The sequence below is a fragment of the Rhabdothermincola sediminis genome (assembly GCF_014805525.1).
GTDB classification, from domain to species: domain Bacteria; phylum Actinomycetota; class Acidimicrobiia; order Acidimicrobiales; family Acidimicrobilacustridaceae; genus Rhabdothermincola; species Rhabdothermincola sediminis.
This window is the reverse complement of the sequence record NZ_JACFSZ010000012.1, coordinates 94,090-115,465: the sequence shown is the minus strand read 5'-3', so window position 1 is coordinate 115,465 and position 21,376 is coordinate 94,090. Positions and strand designations below refer to the sequence as shown.

20 protein-coding genes and 1 pseudogene are annotated in these 21,376 nt (G+C 69.6%); 11 read left to right on the top strand and 10 right to left on the bottom strand.

Going from position 1 to position 21,376, the window contains the following annotated elements:
* The first annotated feature begins 4 nt into the window (after positions 1–4).
* The 8 genes from HZF19_RS11350 to HZF19_RS11315 all read left to right on the top strand — a co-directional run bounded on the left by HZF19_RS11350 (position 5) and on the right by HZF19_RS11315 (position 9,130).
* Positions 5–757 (top strand): glycosyltransferase family 2 protein, encoded by a 753-nt coding sequence (locus HZF19_RS11350; RefSeq protein ID WP_208028897.1) that lies wholly within the window; start codon positions 5–7, stop codon positions 755–757.
* A 3-nt stretch (positions 758–760) separates the two neighbouring features.
* Positions 761–2,821: an acyltransferase family protein gene (locus HZF19_RS11345; protein ID WP_208028896.1), complete on the top strand. Its 2,061-nt coding sequence runs from the start codon at positions 761–763 to the stop codon at positions 2,819–2,821.
* Between the two features lie 61 nt (positions 2,822–2,882).
* Positions 2,883–3,569 carry an alpha/beta fold hydrolase gene (locus HZF19_RS11340; protein WP_208028895.1) on the top strand — a complete coding sequence of 229 codons (687 nt, stop codon included), beginning with the start codon at positions 2,883–2,885 and terminating at the stop codon, positions 3,567–3,569.
* A 24-nt stretch (positions 3,570–3,593) separates the two neighbouring features.
* Positions 3,594–4,286: a 5' nucleotidase, NT5C type gene (locus tag HZF19_RS11335; protein WP_208028894.1), complete on the top strand. Its 693-nt coding sequence runs from the start codon at positions 3,594–3,596 to the stop codon at positions 4,284–4,286.
* A 134-nt stretch (positions 4,287–4,420) separates the two neighbouring features.
* Complete coding sequence (locus HZF19_RS11330) at positions 4,421–6,085, top strand: putative bifunctional diguanylate cyclase/phosphodiesterase (protein ID WP_208028893.1); 1,665 nt, start codon at positions 4,421–4,423, stop codon at positions 6,083–6,085.
* 39 nt (positions 6,086–6,124) lie between these two features.
* Entirely contained in the window at positions 6,125–6,997 is an 873-nt protein-coding gene (locus HZF19_RS11325) for a MaoC/PaaZ C-terminal domain-containing protein (RefSeq protein WP_208028892.1), read from the top strand.
* 11 nt (positions 6,998–7,008) lie between these two features.
* A complete protein-coding gene (locus tag HZF19_RS11320) occupies positions 7,009–8,133 on the top strand; it encodes an Rv3169 family protein (RefSeq protein WP_208028891.1) in 1,125 nt (374 codons plus the stop codon).
* Between the two features lie 7 nt (positions 8,134–8,140).
* Positions 8,141–9,130 (top strand): NADPH:quinone oxidoreductase family protein, encoded by a 990-nt coding sequence (locus HZF19_RS11315; RefSeq protein WP_208028890.1) that lies wholly within the window; start codon positions 8,141–8,143, stop codon positions 9,128–9,130.
* A 61-nt stretch (positions 9,131–9,191) separates the two neighbouring features.
* On the opposite strand, the pseudogene HZF19_RS17440 reads toward HZF19_RS11315, so the two are convergent.
* Positions 9,192–9,307, bottom strand: a pseudogene (locus HZF19_RS17440) (nitroreductase family protein); the annotation flags it as partial.
* Between the two features lie 292 nt (positions 9,308–9,599).
* Positions 9,600–10,646, bottom strand: a complete 1,047-nt coding sequence (locus HZF19_RS11310; RefSeq protein ID WP_208028889.1) for a Gfo/Idh/MocA family protein — start codon at positions 10,644–10,646, stop codon at positions 9,600–9,602.
* 99 nt (positions 10,647–10,745) lie between these two features.
* On the opposite strand from HZF19_RS11310, the gene HZF19_RS11305 reads away from it, so the two are divergent.
* A complete protein-coding gene (locus HZF19_RS11305) occupies positions 10,746–11,372 on the top strand; it encodes a TetR/AcrR family transcriptional regulator (protein ID WP_208028888.1) in 627 nt (208 codons plus the stop codon).
* Between the two features lie 27 nt (positions 11,373–11,399).
* On the opposite strand, the gene HZF19_RS11300 is transcribed toward HZF19_RS11305, so the two are convergent.
* Positions 11,400–11,978: a TetR/AcrR family transcriptional regulator gene (locus tag HZF19_RS11300; protein ID WP_208028887.1), complete on the bottom strand. Its 579-nt coding sequence runs from the start codon at positions 11,976–11,978 to the stop codon at positions 11,400–11,402.
* 9 nt (positions 11,979–11,987) lie between these two features.
* Positions 11,988–13,256 (bottom strand): cytochrome P450, encoded by a 1,269-nt coding sequence (locus HZF19_RS17165; protein ID WP_208028886.1) that lies wholly within the window; start codon positions 13,254–13,256, stop codon positions 11,988–11,990.
* A gap of 576 nt (positions 13,257–13,832) precedes the next feature.
* Here HZF19_RS17165 and HZF19_RS11290 point away from each other — a divergent pair.
* Complete coding sequence (locus tag HZF19_RS11290) at positions 13,833–14,933, top strand: hypothetical protein (protein ID WP_208028885.1); 1,101 nt, start codon at positions 13,833–13,835, stop codon at positions 14,931–14,933.
* A 22-nt stretch (positions 14,934–14,955) separates the two neighbouring features.
* Here the strand turns inward: HZF19_RS11290 and HZF19_RS11285 are convergent, their stop codons facing one another.
* A complete protein-coding gene (locus HZF19_RS11285; RefSeq protein ID WP_208028884.1) occupies positions 14,956–15,933 on the bottom strand; it encodes an alpha/beta fold hydrolase in 978 nt (325 codons plus the stop codon).
* A 52-nt stretch (positions 15,934–15,985) separates the two neighbouring features.
* Between HZF19_RS11285 and HZF19_RS11280 the strand changes: the two genes are divergently transcribed.
* The gene (locus HZF19_RS11280; RefSeq protein WP_208028883.1) at positions 15,986–16,249 is read left to right on the top strand and encodes a hypothetical protein; all 264 of its coding nucleotides are present in this window, start codon (positions 15,986–15,988) and stop codon (positions 16,247–16,249) included.
* 49 nt (positions 16,250–16,298) lie between these two features.
* Here HZF19_RS11280 and HZF19_RS11275 read toward each other — a convergent pair whose 3' ends face one another.
* From HZF19_RS11275 to HZF19_RS11255, 5 genes are read right to left on the bottom strand one after another with little or no spacing between them, the layout of a single operon-like run.
* Entirely contained in the window at positions 16,299–17,204 is a 906-nt protein-coding gene (locus HZF19_RS11275; protein WP_208028882.1) for a glycosyltransferase family 2 protein, read from the bottom strand.
* 26 nt (positions 17,205–17,230) lie between these two features.
* Complete coding sequence (locus tag HZF19_RS11270) at positions 17,231–17,842, bottom strand: GTP-binding protein (protein ID WP_208028881.1); 612 nt, start codon at positions 17,840–17,842, stop codon at positions 17,231–17,233.
* Positions 17,823–18,197: a DUF742 domain-containing protein gene (locus tag HZF19_RS11265; RefSeq protein ID WP_208028880.1), complete on the bottom strand. Its 375-nt coding sequence runs from the start codon at positions 18,195–18,197 to the stop codon at positions 17,823–17,825. Before HZF19_RS11265 ends, HZF19_RS11270 begins: the two co-directional genes overlap by 20 nt.
* Positions 18,194–18,616 (bottom strand): roadblock/LC7 domain-containing protein, encoded by a 423-nt coding sequence (locus HZF19_RS11260; RefSeq protein WP_235979885.1) that lies wholly within the window; start codon positions 18,614–18,616, stop codon positions 18,194–18,196. The genes HZF19_RS11265 and HZF19_RS11260 overlap by 4 nt, the downstream gene beginning before the upstream one ends.
* A gap of 41 nt (positions 18,617–18,657) precedes the next feature.
* A complete protein-coding gene (locus HZF19_RS11255; RefSeq protein WP_208028879.1) occupies positions 18,658–21,261 on the bottom strand; it encodes a sensor histidine kinase in 2,604 nt (867 codons plus the stop codon).
* Between the last annotated feature and the right edge of the window lie 115 nt (positions 21,262–21,376).

Below are 21,376 nucleotides of genomic sequence, written 5' to 3'. Positions count from 1 at the left end.
CACGATGGATGATCGCCCGCTGCCCGACCCGGCTCGCTGCCTCTCGGTGGTGATCCCGTGCTTCAACGAGGTCGCCACCATCCAGGAGGTGATCGATCGCGTCCTGGCGTCGCCGTGCACCCGAGAGGTCATCGTGGTCGACGACCGTTCGACCGACGGGACCCGCGAGCTCCTCGAGAAGCTCGACGAGCCGAACGTGCGGGTGATCCTGCAGCCCGTGAACCGGGGCAAGGGAGCGGCATTACGGCGTGGATTCGCGGAAGCACAGGCTCCGTTCGTGATCATCCAGGATGCAGACCTCGAGTACGACCCGGCTGAGTACCCGGATCTGCTGGCGCCGCTGCTGGCCGACAAGGCCGATGTGGTCTATGGCTCACGGTTCCTGTCAGGCCGGCCCCACCGCGTGCTCTACTTCTGGCACTCCGTGGGTAACCGGCTGCTGACCACCGTCTCCAACATGTTCACCAACCTGAACCTCACGGACATGGAGACGTGTTACAAGGTCTTCCGCCGGGAGGTCCTCGAGAGCTTCACCCTCGAGGAGGACCGCTTCGGGATCGAGCCCGAGCTGACGGCGAAGGTGGCTGCCGGAGGGTGGCGGGTCTACGAGATCGGCATCTCCTACAGCGGCCGCACCTACGAGGAGGGCAAGAAGATCGGCTGGCGCGACGGCGTGCGGGCCCTCTACTGCATCGTCCGCTACTCACCGCTGTTGCAGCGAGCCAGGGCCTCCCGATCCCGCCGCCGGAGGGGATGAGCAGTGGCTCTGGACCTGCGTCCCGGCGCCCTGCCCACCCTGCCCGCGAACGCTGTGCCCGCCGACCCCGCAGCCATCGAGGTTCGCCCCGATCCGGCCGGAGGCAGGGCCCGTACCCTGCCCCACCGGCCCGCACTCGACGGTCTGCGCGGCATCGCGGTCGCCACGGTGGTCGTCTACCACCTCGAGCCCGGGTTGCTACCAGGGGGGTTTCTCGGGGTCTCGCTGTTCTTCACCCTGTCCGGCTTCCTGATCACCAACCTGCTCCTCGCCGAGTGGCGCCGGCGGGGCCGCATCGATCTCCGCGCCTTCTGGGCTCGCCGCTTCCGGCGCCTGCTCCCGGCCGCGTTGCTCACCCTGCTGCTCGTCCTGGCGGTCTGCGCGGGGAGCAACGATCCGCACCTGCTCAGCAACCTCCGAGGTGACGTCCTCGGCGCGCTGGCGTACGTGGCGAACTGGCGGTTCATCCTCAACGGGGATCCCTACGGCGCTGGGTTCCAAGAGCCGTCGCCGGTCCTGCACTTCTGGTCCCTCGCCATCGAAGAGCAGTTCTACGTGGTGGTCGCGATCGTGGCGTTCGTCCTGGCCAGGAACGCTCGACGGGCCCGCGCCTGGGCACTCACGTTCGGGGCCGCCGCGCTGGGCTCGATGCTCGCCACCTGGTGGCTCTCGCGAAGCGGCGACACCGCCCGCGTGTACTTCGGTAGCGACACCCGGGCCTTCGAGCTGCTCGCCGGCGTGCTGCTCGCGATCGGCGCCGGCTTCGCGGTGCCCGCGTTCCTCCGTGGGCGGTGGTGGCGGCACGCGCTCGGTCCCGCCGCGCTCGCCGCGCTGGCCGGGGCGATGCTGCTCGGCGGTGTCGAGCAACGCTGGCTCTACCGCGGGGGCTTCTGGGTGGTCGCTGCTCTCTCGGTGGCCCTGATCGTCGCCGCACTCGACGACGGCCCACTGGCCAGGCTGCTGGCGTGGCGCCCACTCGCCGCCCTGGGCCTCATCAGCTACGGCGTCTACCTGTTCCACTGGCCGCTGTTCGCCTGGCTCACCCCCGAGCGCGTGGGCGTCGACGGGTGGGCGCTGGCCGGGATCCGAGTCGGCGCCACGCTGACGATCGCCGTCGGTTCCTACCTGCTGGTCGAACAGCCGATCCGGCAGGGACGCCTCCCTGCCGTCCGCCACCGCCCCCTGATCGCGGGGGCGCTGGTCGCCACGGTCGCGGTCCTCCTCGCGGGCACCACCCTGCTCGACGGTGCGGCCGGCCGCCGGGCCGTCGCCACCTCCAACCCCGGCTTGCAGCTCAACACGTCTCTGGCAGCAGGCGAGCAGGCCGACGGTACGCCAGCGGCCGCGCTCGACGGTCCCGCCGACCCGCCGCCGCCGCTGGAGCGAGTCCTCATCCTCGGCGATTCACTGCTCCACCAGAGCTACCCGAGCATCCGCGACCGGCTCGCCGGCCTGGGGATCGACAGCATGGCCATCGGTGGCCCGGGGCAGCACCTCATGAAGAACGACGGCGCCTGGCAGGCAGAGCTCGACCGGGCGATCGACGCCTACGAGCCCGACCTCGTGGTGCTCGAATCGTGCTGCGGTTGGGGATCACCGTGGCAGCGTGAGCTGTACCTCGCGCCGGACGGCCGGGTCATCGAGCCCGACACCCCCGAGTCCTGGGCCGAGTGGGACCGCCTGGCGCGCGTGCTCACCGCCCGCGCTCGCCACGGCGGTCGTCCGGTGGCCTGGGTGCTCGCCCCTCCCGCGCAGACGAACGGCTACTACGGGCCGATCGAGGCCCGCATCGACGTGGCGAACGATCTCTACCGCCGCATCGCCCGTTGCGATCCCGGTGTCGGGCTGATCGACTGGCGGGTCATGTCCGGCCCCGATGGCCGCTTCGTGTGGGACCTTCCGGCGGCGGACGGCTCCCTCGTACGCATCCGCACCGAGGACGGCCTGCACCTCACCCCGGCGGGGCAGGCCGCCGTAGCCGACCTCACCCGCGACGGAGTGTCCGGCCTCTGGCAGCGCACCCGCGGCCGGATCCCCCCAGCTGCGCCGCCGGCGTGCTCCTGAGGTCTGCGACCGAGCTCCTCCAGCGACGGCACCGGCTCCGAGCCCCGCTAGTCTCCGGCCCGTGAACCGCTCCGCCCCGGTCGTCCTGGTCCACGGGTTCGCCACCTCCGCGGCGCGGACCTGGCGCGACAACGGGTGGATCGACCTGCTGCAGGACGCCGGGCGGGAGGTCGTCGCGCCCGACCTGCTCGGCCATGGTTCGGCTCCTCGGCCCCAGGATCCCGCGGCCTACGACGCGCTCGAATCGACCCTTGCCGCTGCACTGCCGCCCGGGCCCCTCGATGCCGTCGGATTCTCACTCGGTGCCCGGGTCCTGCTCTCCATCGCGTCCGAGGAGCCCGAGCGCTTCCAACGGCTGGTGTTGGCCGGGGTGGGCGCCAACCTGTTCCGCGACGACGATACCGAGGTGATCGCAGCCGCGATCGAGGGACGCGAGCACCCGGCCAACCCGATCGCGCAGTACTTCCGCGGGCTCGCCGAAGCGCCCGACACCGACCCCGCCGCGCTGGTGGCCTACCTCCGCCGTCCGGGTCACCGTCCCCTCACCGATGACGGGCTGGCGCGCATCGCCTGCCCGGTGCTGGTGGTGCTCGGCGACCGGGACTTCGCTGGACCGGCGGAGCCGTTGCTCGACCGCCTCCCGAACGCGACGTTCGTGTCCCTGCCCGGGGTCGACCACTTCGCCACCCCGAAGAGCTTCTCGTTCATCGATGCCACCCTGGACTTCCTCGACGCCCACCCGGGCTGACCGCCGCCGCCATCCCACCGCGCCATGAGATCGGGCGACTTCGTTCTCGGGGTGGACCTCGACGGGGTGTGTGGCGACCACAGCGAGGCGTTCCGCCGGGTGGTGGCCGCCGAGCGCGGTGTCGATCCCGACTCACTGGTCGAGCAACGATCCTGGGACTTCGCGGAGTGGGGCTTGAGCGGCGAGGAGTTCGAGCGGCTGCACCGGATCGGCGTCCTCGAGCACCGCATGTTCCGCACCATGCCGGTGATCCCGGGCTGCGCTGAAGCGTTGTGGCGTCTCTCCGATGCGGGGGTGTGGATCCGCCTCATCACCCACCGCCTCTACACGAACTGGGGGCATGCTGTGGCGGTGGGCGACACGGTCGCCTGGCTGGACGAGAACGGCATCCCGTACCGGGACCTGTGCTTCCTCGGCCACAAGCCCCAGGTAGAAGCCGACGTGTACATCGACGACGCCCCTCACAACGTCCTCGCCCTGCGGGAGACCGGCGGTACGGTCATCGTGTTCGATCAGCCCTACAACCGCGACCTCGACGGGCCGAGGGCCCGCAGCTGGCCGGAAGCGGCCTCACTGGTGGCGGAGTTGATGGCTGGATCCGGCCTGCCGGTCCAGGAGCAGCTGCCCCTCGCCGGCGACGCCCGTGGCCGGCTGCGTGGCAAACTGGTGCCGCCTCGCACGAGCCCGCCATGGCCGCTCCCCCAGGATCCGAGCTAGGCCGCCTAACCTGCCTCCTGGCCTGTTCAAGCACAGGCCGGGCAGCGCCGATGCTGATGGTGGTGGAGTCGCTTCACGTGAGCGGCCTCACGTGAGGGCCTCCTGGCCGCGTAGGGAGGGGCGACGTAGCAGCCATGGTCGACAGAGAACAGGAGCAAGCCCGCCAGTTGGCCGATGCCTTCGGTCCGCACGGGCGCGCGGGGCGTGACCTGGCGTGGATCGTCTCGGTCGGGGTGCTGCTCGCGTGCGCTGCGGTGCTCACCGATGCGGCCGACCCCGTGCTGGAGTGGGCAGGGGGTCTGTCAGGCCGGGGCCTCTCGGGCATCACGGCCATTCTGATCCTCACGCCGCTCGGGGCGACGCTCTACGCGGCCCGCCGCTACCGCGACGCGGCGAGGGCGGCCGCCCAGCTCGACCACCTGGCCACTCACGATCCCCTGACCGACCTCCCCAACCGCCGCTTCCTAGGCCAGCCCTTCGACGAGATGCTCGCCCTGGCTCGCCGCCAGCATCGGCGGGTGGGGGTGCTGTTCGTCGATCTCGAAGGGGTGAAGAAGATCAACGAGATGTACGGCCACGAGGTCGGTGACGAGCTGCTCACCTCCATCGCCGACCGCTTCCGCCGGATCGCCGGTCCCGAGGATGTGGTCGTGCGCTACGCGGGCGACGAATTCGTGTTCCTCTGCCCCGACCTCACCAACGCCAGTTCCGCGGAACGCCTGGCCACCAAGATCATCCAAGCGGTGGAGGCGCCCTTCGCGCTCGACGGCGACCAGATCCGTATCGCCGCCTGCGTCGGGGTCGCCATCACCGAGGATCGCCCCTCCCGGGCCGACGAGGTGCTCAGCGATGCCGACGCCGCGATGCACCAAGCTCGCCGGCAGGGTCCGGGGTCCTATGCGCTGTTCGACCGTTCCATGCGGGAGCAGCTCACCCCGGCGACTGCCGAGCGCCGCCTGCGCACCGCCATCGACAATGGCGAGTTCCGCCTGTACTACCAGCCGATCGTGTCCCTGTGGACCAAGCGCCTGGTGGGGGTCGAGGCTCTCCTGCGCTGGCACGACCCGGTCCGCGGCGTCACGGGTGCCGAGGAGTTCATGCCTGCACTCGAGGAGACCGGCCTTATCGTGCCGGTCGGCAACTGGATCCTCGAGGAGGTGTGCCGGCAGTCCCGCGCCTGGCAGGACGCCCACCCAGACCGACCAGCGCTGAACATCAAGGTCAACATCTCGGCCCGGCAGCTCGCCCAGGCGACGTTCGTGGCCCACCTACGCGAGTCGCTGGAGGCCAGCCGCGCCGATCCGGATCGCATCTGCCTCGAGGTGAACGAGAACGGCCTGCTCCACGACGTCGACGCCGCATGGGCCACGCTCCGGGACGCCAAGGTGCTCGGGGTCAGCCTGGCGCTCGACGACTTCGGCACCGGGTACTCATCACTGAGCTTCCTCCGCCGCTTCAGCCTCGACCTGCTCAGCATCGACCGCTCCTTCGTCCACGGGATCGGCAAGTCTCGGGAAGACACCACCATCGTCGAGCACGTGATCGGCATGGCCAAGGCGCTCGGCATCGTGACCGTGGCAAAAGGCGTCGAGACCGAAGAGCAGATGCTGCACCTCCGCTCGCTCAACTGTGATCTCGCCCAGGGCTGGTACTTCAGCGAGCCGCAGCCACCGGCCATGATCTCCCAGCTCCTCGCCGACACCGGTAGCCGCCAGGAGTGGCGGCCCCCGCCGCGCACGGAGGACTCCGACGCGGCCGTGGTGCGCGTCGACCGCTTCGAGCCGATCCAGGCTTCCTGAGCCGGGCGGCATCACTCGCGCCGCGCGAAGCTCCCCCGGATGCCACTCCCGCTGGAGCTGATCGGCGCGTCGACGGAGCCCATCACCCAGAGCGTCGACACCCGCTGGACCATGGCCTACGCGGCTGCGCTCGAGGACCTGGACGAGCGCTACTTCGACACGAGACGAGGGCCGGTGCTGGCCCACCCCCTGTTCCCGGTGTGCATCGAGTGGGCCGCGGTCACCGCCGCCCTGCGGCTCGCCGACCCGGCGATCCTGACCCGGGAGGAAGCGGCGCGAGGCGTCCATGCCACCCACGACCTGGTGCTCCACCGCCCGGTGCATGCCGGGGACCTGCTCACCACCACCGCCACCGTCGAGCTCATCGAGGCCCGCCGCCCGGGCGCCTACCAGGTCGTCCGCCTCGACACGGTCGACCCCTCCGGCTCGCCGGTCTGCACGACGAGGATGGGCTCGCTGTTCCTCGGTGTCTCGGTCAGCGGTTCCCCGCCAGCTCGCACCTCCGCCGGGACCCGAACGGAGCTTCCCGGGCTGGAGCGCCCGGAGGGAGCGACGCAGGTGCTCACCCGGGTCATCAGCGCCACCGCAGCTCACGTCTACACCGAATGCAGCCGGATCTGGAACCCGATCCACACCGACGTGGTGGTCGCCGAGCGGGCAGGGCTGCCCGGGCCGATCCTGCATGGCACGGCCACACTCGGGCTGGCGCTCAGCAGCGTCATCCGGTCCGGCGCGGGAGGCGATCCGGCCTCGGTCCACCGGGTCGCCGGGCGCTTCGGCGCGATGGTCACGATGCCCTCCGAGGTGACGGTTCACCTCTGGCGACGCGAGGAGCACTGGATCGGTTTCGAGGTGCGGAACCAGCACGGGGAGGCCGTCATCCGGGACGGGCTGGTCGGCTTGCGCACCTAGGATCGGAGCTCGTGCTCATCCCCTTCGACGACTACCCGGTCCACCAGACCCCCCAGCCCCTCGCGCATCCCCTCTCCGGGGACCGCAACACCTACGACCGCTTCTTCTTCAACGGGTACGACCGCGACGGTCAGGTGATGTTCGGCGCGGCGCTCGGCTTGTACCCGAACCGACAGGTGATCGACGGCGCCTTCAGCGTGGTCCGCGAGGGGGTGCAGCGTTCGCTGTACGCCTCCGGCCGGCTCCCGGCGGATCGCACGAAGACCGAGATCGGTCCCCTGAGGGTCGAGGTGGTCGAGCCGATGCGGCGGCTCCGAGTCCTCGTCGAAGGCGGCGAGCTCGGAATCACCGCCCAGCTGGAGTTCCGGGCCCGGTCCGTCGCCGTGCAGGAGCCGCACTTCCTGATGCATTCCGGTTCGTCCGTGGTGTTCGACTACACCCGCCTCACCCAGTTCGGCGTCTGGCAGGGCTCCTTCACCGTGGATGGCGAAACCATCGAGGTCGACCCGGTCCGTTTTCTCGGCTGCCGCGACCGTTCGTGGGGGGTTCGCCCGGTGGGCGAGCCGCCTGGTGGCGCGCCGGCGCACACGCTCCCCCAGTTCTTCTGGCTGTGGGCGCCGCTCAACTTCGACGACCACCTGGTGCACGTCGACGTCAACGAGGAGGCCGACGGGCGCCGGTGGCACCAGACCGCCGTCGCTCTCCCGACCCTCACCGACCCGGCCACTGCCGACCCCTGCGACCAGGGGGTGGTGGAGCCGATGCGATCGCTCGACTGGTCGATCGACTGGCAGCCCGGCACCCGCCGGGCGCGCGCCGCGGCGCTCACGCTCGAGAGCTGGAGCGGCGCGGTCCGCCGCATCGAGCTCACCCCCGTGCTGACCTTCCAGATGCGGGGGCTGGGCTATCTCAACCCCGAGTGGGGCCACGGCACCTGGAAGGGTGAACTGGTCACCGGGGCCGAGTCCTGGGTGGTCGCGGACCTCGATCCGCTCGACGTCACGAACCTCCACGTGCAACAGCTCGTGCGGGCCACCGACGGCCAGCAGGTGGGCGTCGGGGTGCTCGAGCAGCTGGCCATCAACGAGCACCGTCCCTCGGGCCTCCCCGGCTTTCTGGACGGCGCTCCGGGGTGACCCTCTGATGCGAGCATGGCGCGCCCACCAGCACGGCGATCCCGCGGAGGTCTTGACGCTGGAGACCGGTGTCGACCCCCCTGCGCCGACCGGCGACCAGGTCGAGATCGCCGTCGACGCGTGCGCGCTCAACTTCGCCGACGACCTGCTCTGCCGGGGCACCTACCAGGAGCGCCCCGGTCTCCCGCTCACGCCCGGCCTGGAGGTCGCGGGCACGGTAGTCGCCGCCGGCCCTGAGGCCTCGTACGCGCCCGGTGACCGGGTGGCGGGATCGCCGCTGCTGCCCCATGGCGGGCTGGCGGAGCGATGCCTGGCCCGTTCGGCCGACGTGTTCCTGATCCCGGACGATCTGCCGGCGCTCACCGCTGCGGCGATGCACGTGACCTACCAGACGGGCTGGTTCGCACTCCACCGGCGAGCTCGCCTGGAGGCGGGCGAGACGCTGCTCGTGCACGCGGGTGCCGGTGGCGTCGGCTCTGCCGCCATCCAGCTCGGCAAAGCCGCTGGAGCGACGGTGATCGCCGTCGCGGGCGGCACCGCGAAGGCCGCCGTGTGCCGCGAGCTCGGAGCTGACCTGGTGGTGGACACCACCGGTGAGGATTTCGTCGAGGCCACCCTCGAGCTCACCGGCGGCCGGGGAGCCGATGTGGTCTTCGACCCGGTCGGCGGCGAGACCTTCCTCCGGTCCACCAAGTGCATCGCCTGGGAAGGGCGGATCGTGGTGATCGGCGCGGCGGGCGGCCGCTACGCCGACGCCCGCACGAACCATGTCATGGTGAAGAACTACGCCGTGCTGGGGCTGAACTGGGGCGGCTATCGCCCTCGGCTACCTGAGCTGGTCCGGACTGTGCACGATGAGCTGGTCGCCCTCTGCCGGAAGGGCCTGATCGACCCCTTGATCTCCGAGGTGGTCCCCCTGGAGGGGGCGCGGGCCGCGCTCGAGGCGCTGACCTCCCGCCGGACCACCGGCAAGGTGGTGGTGACGCCGACATGCTGACCGGGACGCTCCCGGCACGGCGGCGTCCCGTCGCTCTTCCATCGTCGCGCGTCAGGCCATGTCAGATCTGCTGCCAGGGTTGGTTGCCGAACCGGTCGAGTAGACCACCTCGCCGACGGGCTTGCGGGTCGTCGGCCCGTAGCGGCCGCGAGGCGAACCGAGTGGCACCAGGCAGCACTGGCCTCCCGCAGTGACATCTCGAGTCCGGCCTCCACGTCGGCGAGCGTGCGCCTGGTGGGCTCCTCGCCGGCCGGCTCAGGTGGTTCGGTCGAGCGCTCCATGGTCCCAGCCTAGGGAGAGCAGCCCGCCCCCATCCCCTAACCCCACCGTTCCGGCAGGCCGAACGCGTGCCACGACACGCGCTTGACCGGCCAGTCCGCGAAACCCACCGTTCCGGCAGGCCGAACGCGTGCCACAGCACGCGTTCGGCCTGCCGGTTCGAGTGGTCGGGCGTGGCCGCCGGCGGTGGTCAGATCCAGTCCACGCCCGGGACGCCGGGGGGCACCTCCACCGCCTTGCCGTGCTCCGCGCACGAGCGATAGATCGCCTCGGTGAGCAGATGGGGGCGCAACGCCTGCGCGAAGGCGGGGCTGGCAGGGGTGCCGTCACGAACTGCCTCGACGAACGCCACGTCGGGATTGCGGGGCCGGATGCCCCAAGCGTGGAGCCGAGCTACCAGCTCCTCGTCTCGGACCCGGCCCGAGTCCCCGTCGGGTCCCGTCCATCGAACCGGGCCGAACACGTCACCCTCCAGGGCGCAGTAGGCCCGCTCGGCGAACACCTCGAGCCGGCGGAGACTCGGGCGCTCGAGCACGTCATGCCAGATGGACGCCAGGGTTCCGAGCAGCCCGCTGTCGAACTCGAGGGTCGCAACCACCATGTCTTCGATGCCGGCGATCGCGTGGAACTCGCCAGATCGCCCGCTCACGCTCACGACCGGCCCGAAGAGCCACTCGAGGATGTCGAGGTCGTGGATCGAGTGCTCCAACAAGGTCCCTGCTCCGGACCTGCGCACGTCTGCCCGCCAGGAGGACTGGTAGATGCCCTGGATGGGGATGTACTGGTCATCCCGGAAGACGAAGCCCATGGGGCGGCCGATGCCGTCCCTGGACAGCAGCCGCTTCAGCAGCAGGAACCCCGGATAGTCCCGCATGACCAGGCCCACCTGGTTGACGACCCCCGCCCGCCGAACGCACTCGACCATGTCCACGGCATCGGCCAGGCTGGTGGCCAGAGGCTTCTCGCAGAACACGGGCAGACCACGGCGCGCCGCCTCGGCGACCAGCCGGGGGTGCTCGGAGGTCCACGTGCACACGTACACTGCGTCGGCCGCGTCGAACACCGCCTCCTCGACGTCCACCAGCGGCACGCCGTGCTCTGCGGCGAATGCCCTCCCCTTCTCCCGGTCGGGATCGAACACCGCAGCGATCCGCACGTCCGCTCGGCCGAGGCGCAGCATGGACACGTGATGGCGAGCGATGAAGCCTGCACCGAAGAACCCGAGACGCACCGTCATGGCAGCACACAGTACGCACGGGCGCGGAGTGCAGCCCCGCTCGCCTCGCCGCGGGTCCTGCTATAACGACCTCGCCCACCTGAGGAAGGGACGCGGTGAATGCCGAAGGTCACAGCCGAGCACAAGGAGGGCGTCCGGCGGCGGATCATGGACGCCGCCCTCATCTGCCTGGAACGCAACGGGTACCGCAACCTCACCACTCGGGAGTTGCTCGCCGAGGCCGGGCTCTCGGTCGGCACCTTCTACAACTACTTCCCGACCAAGGAGCACCTCTACGAGGCGCTCGCCGAGGAGGCGCTCGCCTCGGACATCGACCGCATCCGTCACGTCGCGGCAGATGGCGTTCCCATCGGGCAGGTGCTCCTCGGGTTCCTCCGTGACCTCACCACGAGCGCCCCGACCGGCACGATCGCCATGGCGACCTTCCGCAGCCGGGTGAACGCGGAGCCAGAAGCCCGCGAGGCCATCGCCCGCCTCAACCGTTGGGTGGTGGACGAGTTCTCTCCGCTCGTCGAGCAGGCACAGGCGGAGGGCACGCTCGCCGCGGACCTCGATCCGCGGGCCGTCGTCGAGCTGCTCGACATCATCTGGGACGGCCTCGGCCGCCGGGCCGCCACCGACACCTTCGAGACCAGCTACGGGCACGTCGGCGAAGCAGTGATGCGGCTCCTCCTGCGTGGCCTGCTCGCCGAGGACCGGTCGCGACCCGCCGGTCTCCCGGGTTGATCACCAGCGCGCCGACCAACCCGGAGCTCACGCAGGCAGCAAGACGGTAGCTACTTCCCTCGCCCGCTTGGAGAGGAACCGCATACGGTCGCCGTAGGGCAGAGGCAGGTTCTCGATGAAGAAGCCGTAGATGGTGCCCCGCAGCACCCGCGCCAGCACCTCCGCCTCGACGAGGACCTCGCCGGTGAACAGGTCCCGCATCCACCGATGCAGCGCGGACTCGAAGAGCGCGCTCAACTCCGCCGCGGAGCTCAGCGCCGCCGGGTCGGCATGCAGGCTCTCCCCCAGCAGCACACGCCACATGTCGTCCTGCGTGGCCATCTCCCGCCAGATCCACTCCAGCAGCGCGGCCAAGCGCTCCCGCGGTGGCAGCGACGGGTCCACGGGCGGCGTCTGCGCGAGCAGGTCCTCGTAGCTCTGGTGAGCGATGACCTCCCGTAGGAGATCCGCCTTCGAAGGGAAGTAGTGGTAGAGGGTGGCGACGTTGAGCCCGCACTCCGCGGCCAGGCGGCGCATGCTCATGGCGTGAGCGCCCCCACTGCCCATCAGCCGCAGGGCCGCGTCGAGGATGCGGCCCCGCTGATCCGGCTCGGGAGCGAGCGCCATGGCTCGACGCTAGACCGCGGCCGGTGTTTCGGGGGTGAAGATCGCGGGAAGGTGCTCGATGGCCAGGACGAGCGCGTTGTCGGCCCGCTCGACGCTGGCGCCGTCCTTCACCCGGATGTCCCGCAGCCGCCGGAACAGCTCCTCGAAGACCACCTTGATCTCCAACTTGGCCAGGTTTGCTCCCAAGCAGTAGTGGGGGCCGATACCGAAGCCGAGATGCGGGTTGGGATCCCGATCGATGCGGAACTCGTCGGGGGCGTCGAAAACCCGCTCGTCCCGGTTGGCCGACTGGTAGAGGATGAGCACCTTGTCGCCTTCCTTCAGCTCCTTGCCCTGGAAGGTGTGGTCCGCGGTCACGGTCCGGCAGAAGCTGATGACCGGTGACACGTAGCGAACGATCTCGTCCACCGCCAGATCGATCAGCTCCGGGTGGTCGAGCAGCTTCTGCTTCTGATCCGGGAAGTCGCTGAACGCCTTGAGCCCTCCGGTGATCGCGTTCCGGGTCGTCTCGTTGCCAGCGACGACCAGGATGCACAAGAACATGAGCAGCTCGTCGCTCGTGAGCTCGTCGGTGCCCTCCACGGCGATGGCGTCACCGCCGTCGAGGGCACCCTCGTCGAAGGCGCCGGTGAGGATGGAGATGAGGTCCTCCCGAGGACGCTGGCGGCGGTCCTCGATGATCGGGATCAGGTACTCGACGTACTCCCCGAAGGCTTCCGCCGCGGCCAGCAGCGCCGGGTCATCGGGATCGGTGTGGCCATCGCCGCCCATCATGGCGTCGCTCCACCGGTACAACTTCTGCCTGCCATCGGGGTCGAGGCCCATCAGCTCGGCGATGACGATGAGCGGAACGTGGATGGCGAAGTCCTCCACGAAGTCGATCTCGCCCCGGGTGCGGATCTCGTCGATGATCTGGTTGGACAGGTCGCGGATGTGTGGTTCGAGACGCTTCACCTGGCGCGGCGTGAAGCCCTTGTTGATCAGACGGCGCTGGCGGGTGTGCTCCGGCTCGTCCATCGAGATGAGCGACATCGGAGCGGCCACCTTCGGCCGCACCCCGTACTTCGAGCAGTACAACTCGGGTGTGCGGGAGATGTAGGCAACGTCCTCGTGGCGGGAGACCACCCAGAGCTGGTTCTTGTCGTCCCAGTAGCACGGGTCGTTGTCGCGTAACCAGCGGTAGGTGTCCCACGGGTCGTCGTAGAGACGGCCGTCGTTGACGTCGATGGCCGGCCGGTCACCGGCGGGCCCTGCGGAGCGGTCGAGCGTGTCGGTCACGCCGGCGAGTATTCCATCAAACGTTCGTTTGGTCAACGGCCATGCGAAGTAGATCCGAGAACGCCGTGTGACTCCCGATGCCGACGTTGGTGGTCGCGCCCCTCCCGAAGGAGACGGATGACTGCGCTTCTCTCCGCAGGGCAGCGGACTGGATGGGGCCACTCGGTGTTCGAGCCGGAGTTTTGCCATGGCTTTACCAAGCGTTGCCGCTTGCTTTCCGATCGACACGACACCATCAGACCGTCGACCACTGAACGCGACGGGAGGAGCATCATGCGTGCCCTGCAGATCGAACCTGCTCACCACCGGCGAGCACTTCTAGGGCTCATCATGCTCGTGATGGCGGGTTTGGCGCCTCTGGTGATCGCGTCCCCCGTGACTGCGACGCCCGTGCCCGGCTCCTCGGTCACGATCGTCGGGAGCCCCCCCACCCTCGTGACTGGCACCTCCCAGGTCACGTTCGCCTTCATCGGGGTGAACCATCACCCGACCGCACCGGGATACTGGTGCAGCCTGAGCCCGTCCCTGGCTCCAACGGGGCCTTGGACGTTCTGCAGCTCCCCATGGACGGTCAACGTGCCGTCCGATGGCCAGTGGCGGTTCACGGTCGCCATGCCCGCCCCTGACCTGGATGGCCCTGGTGTCGTCGATTACGTCTACGCATGGCACGACTTCGTGGTTGCGAACGACCCGCCGGTGGTGACCTTCACCGACGTACCCCGCGCGGTGTCGAGCCTCCCGGCCCCCACCCTCCGTTTCACCGTGGCGGCGGCCGCGGTCACCACGACCTGCCGACTCGACGACCAGGACCCTGTCCCCTGCGGGTCGACGTTCACTCCCACCGCGTTGAGCGCAGGGGACCACACGGTGACCGTCACCGCCACCAATCCCGCGGGGCAAGGATCGGCCAGCTACACGTGGAGAGTCGAACCCACCCAGACCCCACCGGCGATCACGACCTTCGCCGTGCCCAGCAGCCTGAGCGGCCCCAACGTGACCGTCAGCTGGAGCACCTCGGGAGTCATCGACCGTACCGAGTGCATGAAGGACGAGAACGGCTCCTGGTTCCTGTGCACGTCTCCCTACCAGCTCACCGGTCTGGCAGCTGGAGAGCACATGTTCAGTGTCCGCGTGATCAACGGTGCCGGCACTGATCAGGCGGACGACTCCTGGTGGGTCGACCCCACGTTCACGACCCCGCCTCCTACCGTGACCGTGACCAGCAAGCCTGCTGCCCGAACCACCGCCACCGCCGCGACCTTCCTCTACACGCTGTCGAATGCGACGTCGGCGAACTGCCTCCTCGACGGCATGACCGTCGGGTGCTCGCTGACCCGTTTGCGGGTGACCGGCCTCACGGTCGGCCCGCACCAGGTGAGCATCGTGCCGGTGGGCTCCGTTGCGGGCGCCGCGTGGACCTACAGTTGGGTCGTCGCCCCCGTGCTGGCCATCACCGGCCGACCGGCCAAGGGCAACGTCGGCGACGCGATGGTGACGTTCCGGTCAAGTCCCGGGGCCACCGTCACCTGCTCGCTCGACGGGAGCACGCCCACACCCTGCACCAGCCCATGGGTCGCCCCCGGCGCCGCTCTCACCCCAGGCACCCACCGCTTGGTGCTGTCGGCGGCACTCAATGGCGAGGTCGTCACCAAGACCGTGAGATGGACTCAGGCCTAGAACCCCGGATGCCGGCCGCTGATCAACCGCCGAACCGCCGACGCAGCCAGTCCACCAGGATCGCGTTGACCTCTGCTGGCTTCTCCTGTTGCACCCAGTGGCCAGCGCCGGCTATCTCGTGCATCTCCAGGTCGCCGATCACGCTCGGCATGCCCTGGGCCATCGCTGGGGTGAGGACCGGGTCCCACTCCGCGGTGACCATGAGACACGGGATCCCGTCGATGCGCGCGCCGTCGAGCTGCGGGGTCTGCTCCCAGTTCCAGTCGAAGTTCCGGTACCAGTTCATCCCACCGGTGAAGCCGGTCTGCCGGAACGTCTCCACGAAGACACTCAGCTCGTCGGGGCTGAGCAGCTCGTCACCGAGCACCGGGGCGTTGACCACCGCCTCCACGAAGTCCGACGCCGGCCGGTCCCCGACCGCCTCCCGCAACTGCTCGGGTGGTACCCCCCGACGCATCATCCGGGCGAACAGCGCGTCGATGTTCGCTGCGAACGCAGCGTCCGCCACCCCTGGCTCCTGGAACCACACGATGTAGTGGTTCTCCCCGCCCATCATCCGGAAGAGCTCGGTGGGTCTCATCGGGAACCGGGGGACGTAGGGCGTCGTGAGCGCCGCGACCCCCGCCACCCGCTGGCGATGGAGCAGAGGCATCTGCCACACCACGAACCCACCCCAGTCGTGGCCGACGAACACCGCCCGGTCGACGTCGAGCGCGTCGAGCAGGCCGACGAGATCGCCGGTGAGGTGGAAGATGTCGTAATCCCGGACGGCCTCCGGGCGGCTGCTGCCGCCGTAGCCCCGCTGATCGGGTGCCACCACGTGGAACCCTGCGGCGGCGAGCGCCGGGAGCTGGTGCCGCCAGCTGTAGGCCAGCTCGGGGAAGCCGTGGGAGAGCACCACGGTCGGATCGGCGGGATCACCCGCTTCGTAGACCGACAGCCGCACGTCGTCGAGCTCGACGTCGCGACGCCGGGCCCCGGGAATCTCGTAGGGAACCATCCGCGCACGCTACTCGCGTCGTCGCCCCCCGAGGCAGCTCTACCGTGGGGGGATGCCGAGTCAGGGCGAGCTCGCCGGCACCATCGCGGTCACCGCACTGGCCAGCCTCCCGCTGGCGCTCTCGCTGTGGGCCCTGCTCGACTGCGCCCGCCGACCGGCATGGGCATGGGCACTGGCCGGGCGGCGCCAGGTGCTGTGGCTGGCAGCGATCCTCGTCGGCTTCCTGGTGGTCGTCGGGGGCCTGCTGATCGCCAGCTGGTACCTGCTGCGGGTCCGCCCCCTGGTCGCGGCAGCCGAGGATGGTCGCCTACCATGACCTCGCGCCCGTCCGCCCGCAGTTCGTCACCGCGGACCGGCGGATCGCTTCAGTGAGCGCTCCCGGCGTGGCCGAGGAGCTCGGCTGGCGGAGGCCCGTACCGGCCCCGTAGGAAGTCGACCATCCCTGCTGCCCGGCCCTTCGCCGAGAACACGAAGACCCGCGACGAGGGCTGCACCACCCCACGAGCGAGTTGCCACAGAGCGATGCAGAAACGGATGAACGCGTGGTAGCGGCCGGAGTGCTCCCGCACCAGCAGCAGCGTGTTGCGGTGCATCAGGTAGTCGGTCGCGGGGCTGCCCGACCTCATGGTGGGGTTGGCCACCCGTGCCCCCCGCACCAGACCGACCTCCCATCCCGCAGCCCTGGCACGCAAACCCAGGTCCGCCTCCTCGCAGTAGGCGAAGTAGCGCTCATCGAACAGACCGATCTCCTCCAGGCAGGCCCGGCGGGCGATCAGCAGCGTGCCGTGGGGGTAGTCCACCGACTCCCACCCGTCGGTGGCCGCTCCCCGAGGGGCCGGCACCGTCATCCCCCCGAAGTACGGATCCACGACCGGTACGTGCCCGTCACCGACATCCGCGCAGGCGAGCCCTGCCCGTTCCCTGGCCTCGGCAGCAGCGATCAGCCGGCGCAGGGTGCCGTCGTGCGGGAGCGCATCATGGGGGGCCAGCGCGACCCACTCCCCTTCCCCCTCGGCCAGCCAGGTCCGCAGCCCGGCGTTGGCACCCGGGCCGAAGCCTCGGTTCGCCCCCAGTTCGACCAGCTCCACGTCATGGACGGAGCTGGTCACCACCGCCCGGAGGCGCTCCAGGAGGGGAGGCTCGGAGCCGTTGTCGACCACCACGATCCGGGTGGAGAGCGCCTGGTGCTGGAATCGCTCGATGGTGCGAGCGCAGTGCTCGGGCTGGTTCCAATGGACGATGACGACGGTGACGGTTCCGTGGCCGGCCACGCCCGACCACCCTAGTCAGTGCCGGATCAGGCGCCAGCCGACGCCCGGATCAGCGCATGCTGCACCAGCTCGAGCAGCGCCATCTTGGTCTGGGCCCGGTCACGGGCGTCGGTCGTGATCATGGGGACGTCGGCAGGCACCGCGAGTGCCTCCCGCACGTCCTCGATCGCGTGGTACTGCTTGCCGTGGAAGAGGTTGATCGCCACGATGAACGGCACCCCGTTCGTCTCCATGTAGTCCACGGCCGGGAAGCAGTCGGCTAGCCGATTGGTGTCGACGAGCACCACTGCCCCGATCGCCCCGCGAACGAGGTCGTCCCACATGAACTTGAAGCGGTCCTGGCCCGGTGTGCCGAACAGGTAGAGGATCAGGTCCTCGCCGAGCGTGATACGGCCGAAGTCCATCGCCACGGTGGTCGAGGTCTTGCCCGTGTTCACGCCGCCCGTCTCGTCGATGCCCTCCGCCACCTTGGTCATGGCGGCTTCGGTGGTGAGCGGGGCGATCTCGGAGATCGAGCCCACGAACGTCGTCTTCCCCACGGCGAAGCCGCCGGCGACGATGATCTTGACGGGAAGCGGAGCGTTGTCGCCCGCTGCTGGTTCGGCAGAGGCCGGAGCCTCAGAGCGCTTGAAGGCCATCGAGCACCCTTTCGAGCAGTTTGAGGTCGGGACGTTCGCCAGTCATGGAGTGTTGCGGCTTGTAGCTGGTGAGGAAGCCCTCCTCGGCCATGTCACCCACCAGCACGCGGGCGACGCCGAGAGGCACGCTCAGGTGTGCCGAGACCTCGGCGATCGAGATCGGCGTCGTGCACAGGGCCACGATCTTCTTGCGCTCGAGCGCGAGGCGTGGCGCCGCCGAGACGCCTTGTGGCGTCACCTTGACAAGGGTCTCCAGCGGAAGGTCGGCGTTCGAGCGCGTCCGGCCCCCCGTCAGCACGTACGACCGTACGCGCAGGCCTGGGCCGTCGTCGTGCTCGTCGCCGGACATCGTCATCGGGGCAGGGCAGCCTGCAGCTCGGCGCGGATCTCAGGTGTGAGGACGGTCCCCGCCTTCTCCACGAGCACCGCCATCTCGTAGGCGACAAGACCGATGTCGCAGTCGGCCGTGGCCACCACCGCGAGGCACGAACCATCGCTGATGCCGGTGACGAAGATGATGGCGTTCTCCATCTCGATCATGACCTGGTTCACGGCCCCACCGCCGAAGCGGCCGGCTGCGCCGAACGCCAGGCCGATGAGACCCGAGGACATGGCCGCGAACCGGTCTGCAGCGTCGCGGTCGAGGCCCGCCGAGGTCGCGATGGGCAGGCCGTCGGCGGACACGACGACCGCCTCATTCACGCCCGGCACCTTCTCGGCGAAGTTCTGGACGAGCCAGTTGAGGTTCCTGGCTTCCGAGCTCAGTTCGGTCATCTGTGTGGCATCCTCCACGTTGGACGGTACGGCGGCCGTCGTCAATCCGTGTCCTGTCTATCCGAATCGGCAGTTCCCCGGCCTTTGTTGAGGCCCGAGCGGTAACGAGAGAGCATCTTGCGGACCTCCTCGGGAGAGCGCTGGGTCTGGCCGGTCGACCGGGCTGCCAACGGAGCGGCACTGCTGGCACCGACGCCGTCCGGCATCCGCTTCTTCGGCGTGCGCTTCACGAGGCCCGCCGCGGTGAGGGTCTCGGCGGGAGCGGGAGCGGGCGGCTCCTCGACGACGGAGGGGGCCGCGGCGGTCGTCACCTGCTCCTCCGCCTCCACCGTGGTGACCGACCCGATGCTCCCGCCGCCCTCGGGCTCGGGGGGCGCGATCAACGACGATTCGCGTGAGCCCGCCGCCAGCTCCTCGTCGACGAGCGATTGGAGCCCGCGATCGAACGCCTCGCCCTCTGGCACCACTTCCTCGACGAGCTCGTCGAGGAGATCCTCGGAGGTGACGGCGACCGGCTCCGGCTCGGGCTCGGCCACCGGAGGTTCTTCCTCGATCTCCTCGACGACCTCGAGGTCGTCGACGGTCTCGAGCTCGGCGACGGTTTCCAGCTCGGCCACCTCCTCGTCCCCGGTGGCCGCCGGGGCGAAGGCGGCTTCATCCACCGCGGGGACGTCCGCGACAGCGGGGGCGGCAGCGGGCTCGGCCGGCTCCTGACCCTCCTCGCCGGGATAGGTGACCAGATCGGGTGGCAGCGTGACCAGCGCGGTCACCCCACCTGAAGGCGAGGCGGTGAGCTTGACCGAGATGTCGAAGCGCTGGGCGAGACGCCCGATCACGATGAAGCCCAGCGACCGGGACAGTGCCAGGCCGACCAGCGGAGGCCGCGCGAGCTGCTCGTTCGCCTCGGCGAGCTGGTCTGCACTCATCCCGATGCCTTGATCCGAGACCGAGATGATGTAGCCCTCTGCCCCTGCTCGATGGCCCACGATCTCGACCATCGTGTCCGGCGGCGAGAAGTGGGTGGCGTTCTCCATCAGCTCCGAGAGCAGGTGGGCCAGGTCCACGGCCACGTTGCCGCCCACGGTGGCGTCGTCGAGGGCGAGGAGTTGGATGCGGGCGAAGTCCTCAACCTCGCCGATGGCCACTCGCACCACATCGGCGAGCGCCACGGGCCGGCCACGCCGACGTGGTGGCTCCGCGCCTGCCAGCACCAGCAGCGACTCGGCGTTGCGTCGCATCCGGGTGGCGAGGTGATCGAGCTTGAAGAGGTTGTCGAGCTGGTCCGGATCTTCCTCGTTCGCCTCGAGCTGATCGATGAACTCGATCTGGCGGTCGAGCAGGGTCTGGTTGCGGCGAGCGAGGTTGATGAAGATGTCACCGATGCCCTTGCGGAGCAGCTGTGCCTGTTCTTCGGCCACCTCGACCGTCACCTGTTGGATCGAGTTGAAGGCGTCCGCCAGCTGGCCCACCTCGTCCTTCGAGTTGATGTCGATCGGGGTGAGCGTGGCGCTCAGGGGCTCGTCGGCCTCGTCCGGGTTCCGCAACCGCTCGACCAGGCCCGGCAGCTTGTCGGTCGAGAGCGTGTAGGCCGCACTGGTCAACTTGCGGAGCGGGACCGTCGTGGCCCGGGCGACGAAGAAGGCGACAGCCAGGGCCAGCGCGATGGCGACCACCGCGCCCACGATGTACAGGCGAGCCGCGCCCTGCGCCGAGGAGGTCAGGTTGTTCGCGGTCGTCACCACGTCTCGGATGAATCCCTGCTCGACACCGTAGAGCGCCTCGTTGGCATCGAGTGCCGACCTGATCACCTGGTCACCGGACACGGTGACGACGTTGGTGTCCACCCCCTCATCGAGGATCGTCTTCTTGAGATCGTCGAACTTCAAGCTCGCCAACGCATCGCGCTTGACGATCTTGGCCGGGCCGGGTGCGTACTGGTCGAAGTTCTCGCTCGCCTGGTCCTCGTCGTTCCCGGCCGCGATGGTGCGCTGGTAGGAGACGCAATCCTCGGCGTCGACGGACGAGCAGGGCGTGCCCTCCTTGTTGGTGAAGGCTCCCGACACGGCGACCGAGCTGAGCAGTGCGCCTTGCTCGGCTCGAGCGGCCTTGACCTGCTCGAAGTTCGTGACCGTGCTCAGACCGAGCAGCAGATCGGCATCCGAGGCCTCCTGCACGATCCGGGCGTTGATCGCGATGAGGTCGCGCGCCGTGTTGCCGTACTGGTCGACGGCCCCGGACGGCACCGTCTGGCGGTTGTCGACCGAGAGGCGGTTGGTGCGGAGATTGCCGAGGCGCCGGTCCGCCAGGTCGATGGCGTCCTTGACCTGTTGGTTGTCCCGGCCGGGCTGGATCCGGTCGAGGGCGCCGCGGTAGCGGTCGAGCGCGGCGTCGGTCGACTGCCGTTGCGCGTCCAGCTCGGGGCGGTAGCGGGCACCGCCGCTCGCCATGAACGCTGCCGACCAGACCGATTCCTGCTGGAGCTGGTTGATGAGATCCGAGTTGACGGTGACGAACTGGGTCAACTCCTCCACTCGGCTGGCATCGCTCGCCTCGGCCAGCCGACCGGTCACCCCGACCACGGCCAAGACCACGAGCACGATCACGGGTGCCGCGAGGACCGTGACGAGCTTGGTGCCGACCTTCATGTTTCGCAGCATCGGAAGCCTCGGATGTCTCGGATCGACTCTTCGCGCCTTACGCCCGGGCCCCGATCAGCGTCTCCCGCCGCGGGAGCCCGGCTCCCCCCGGCACCTCACCCCT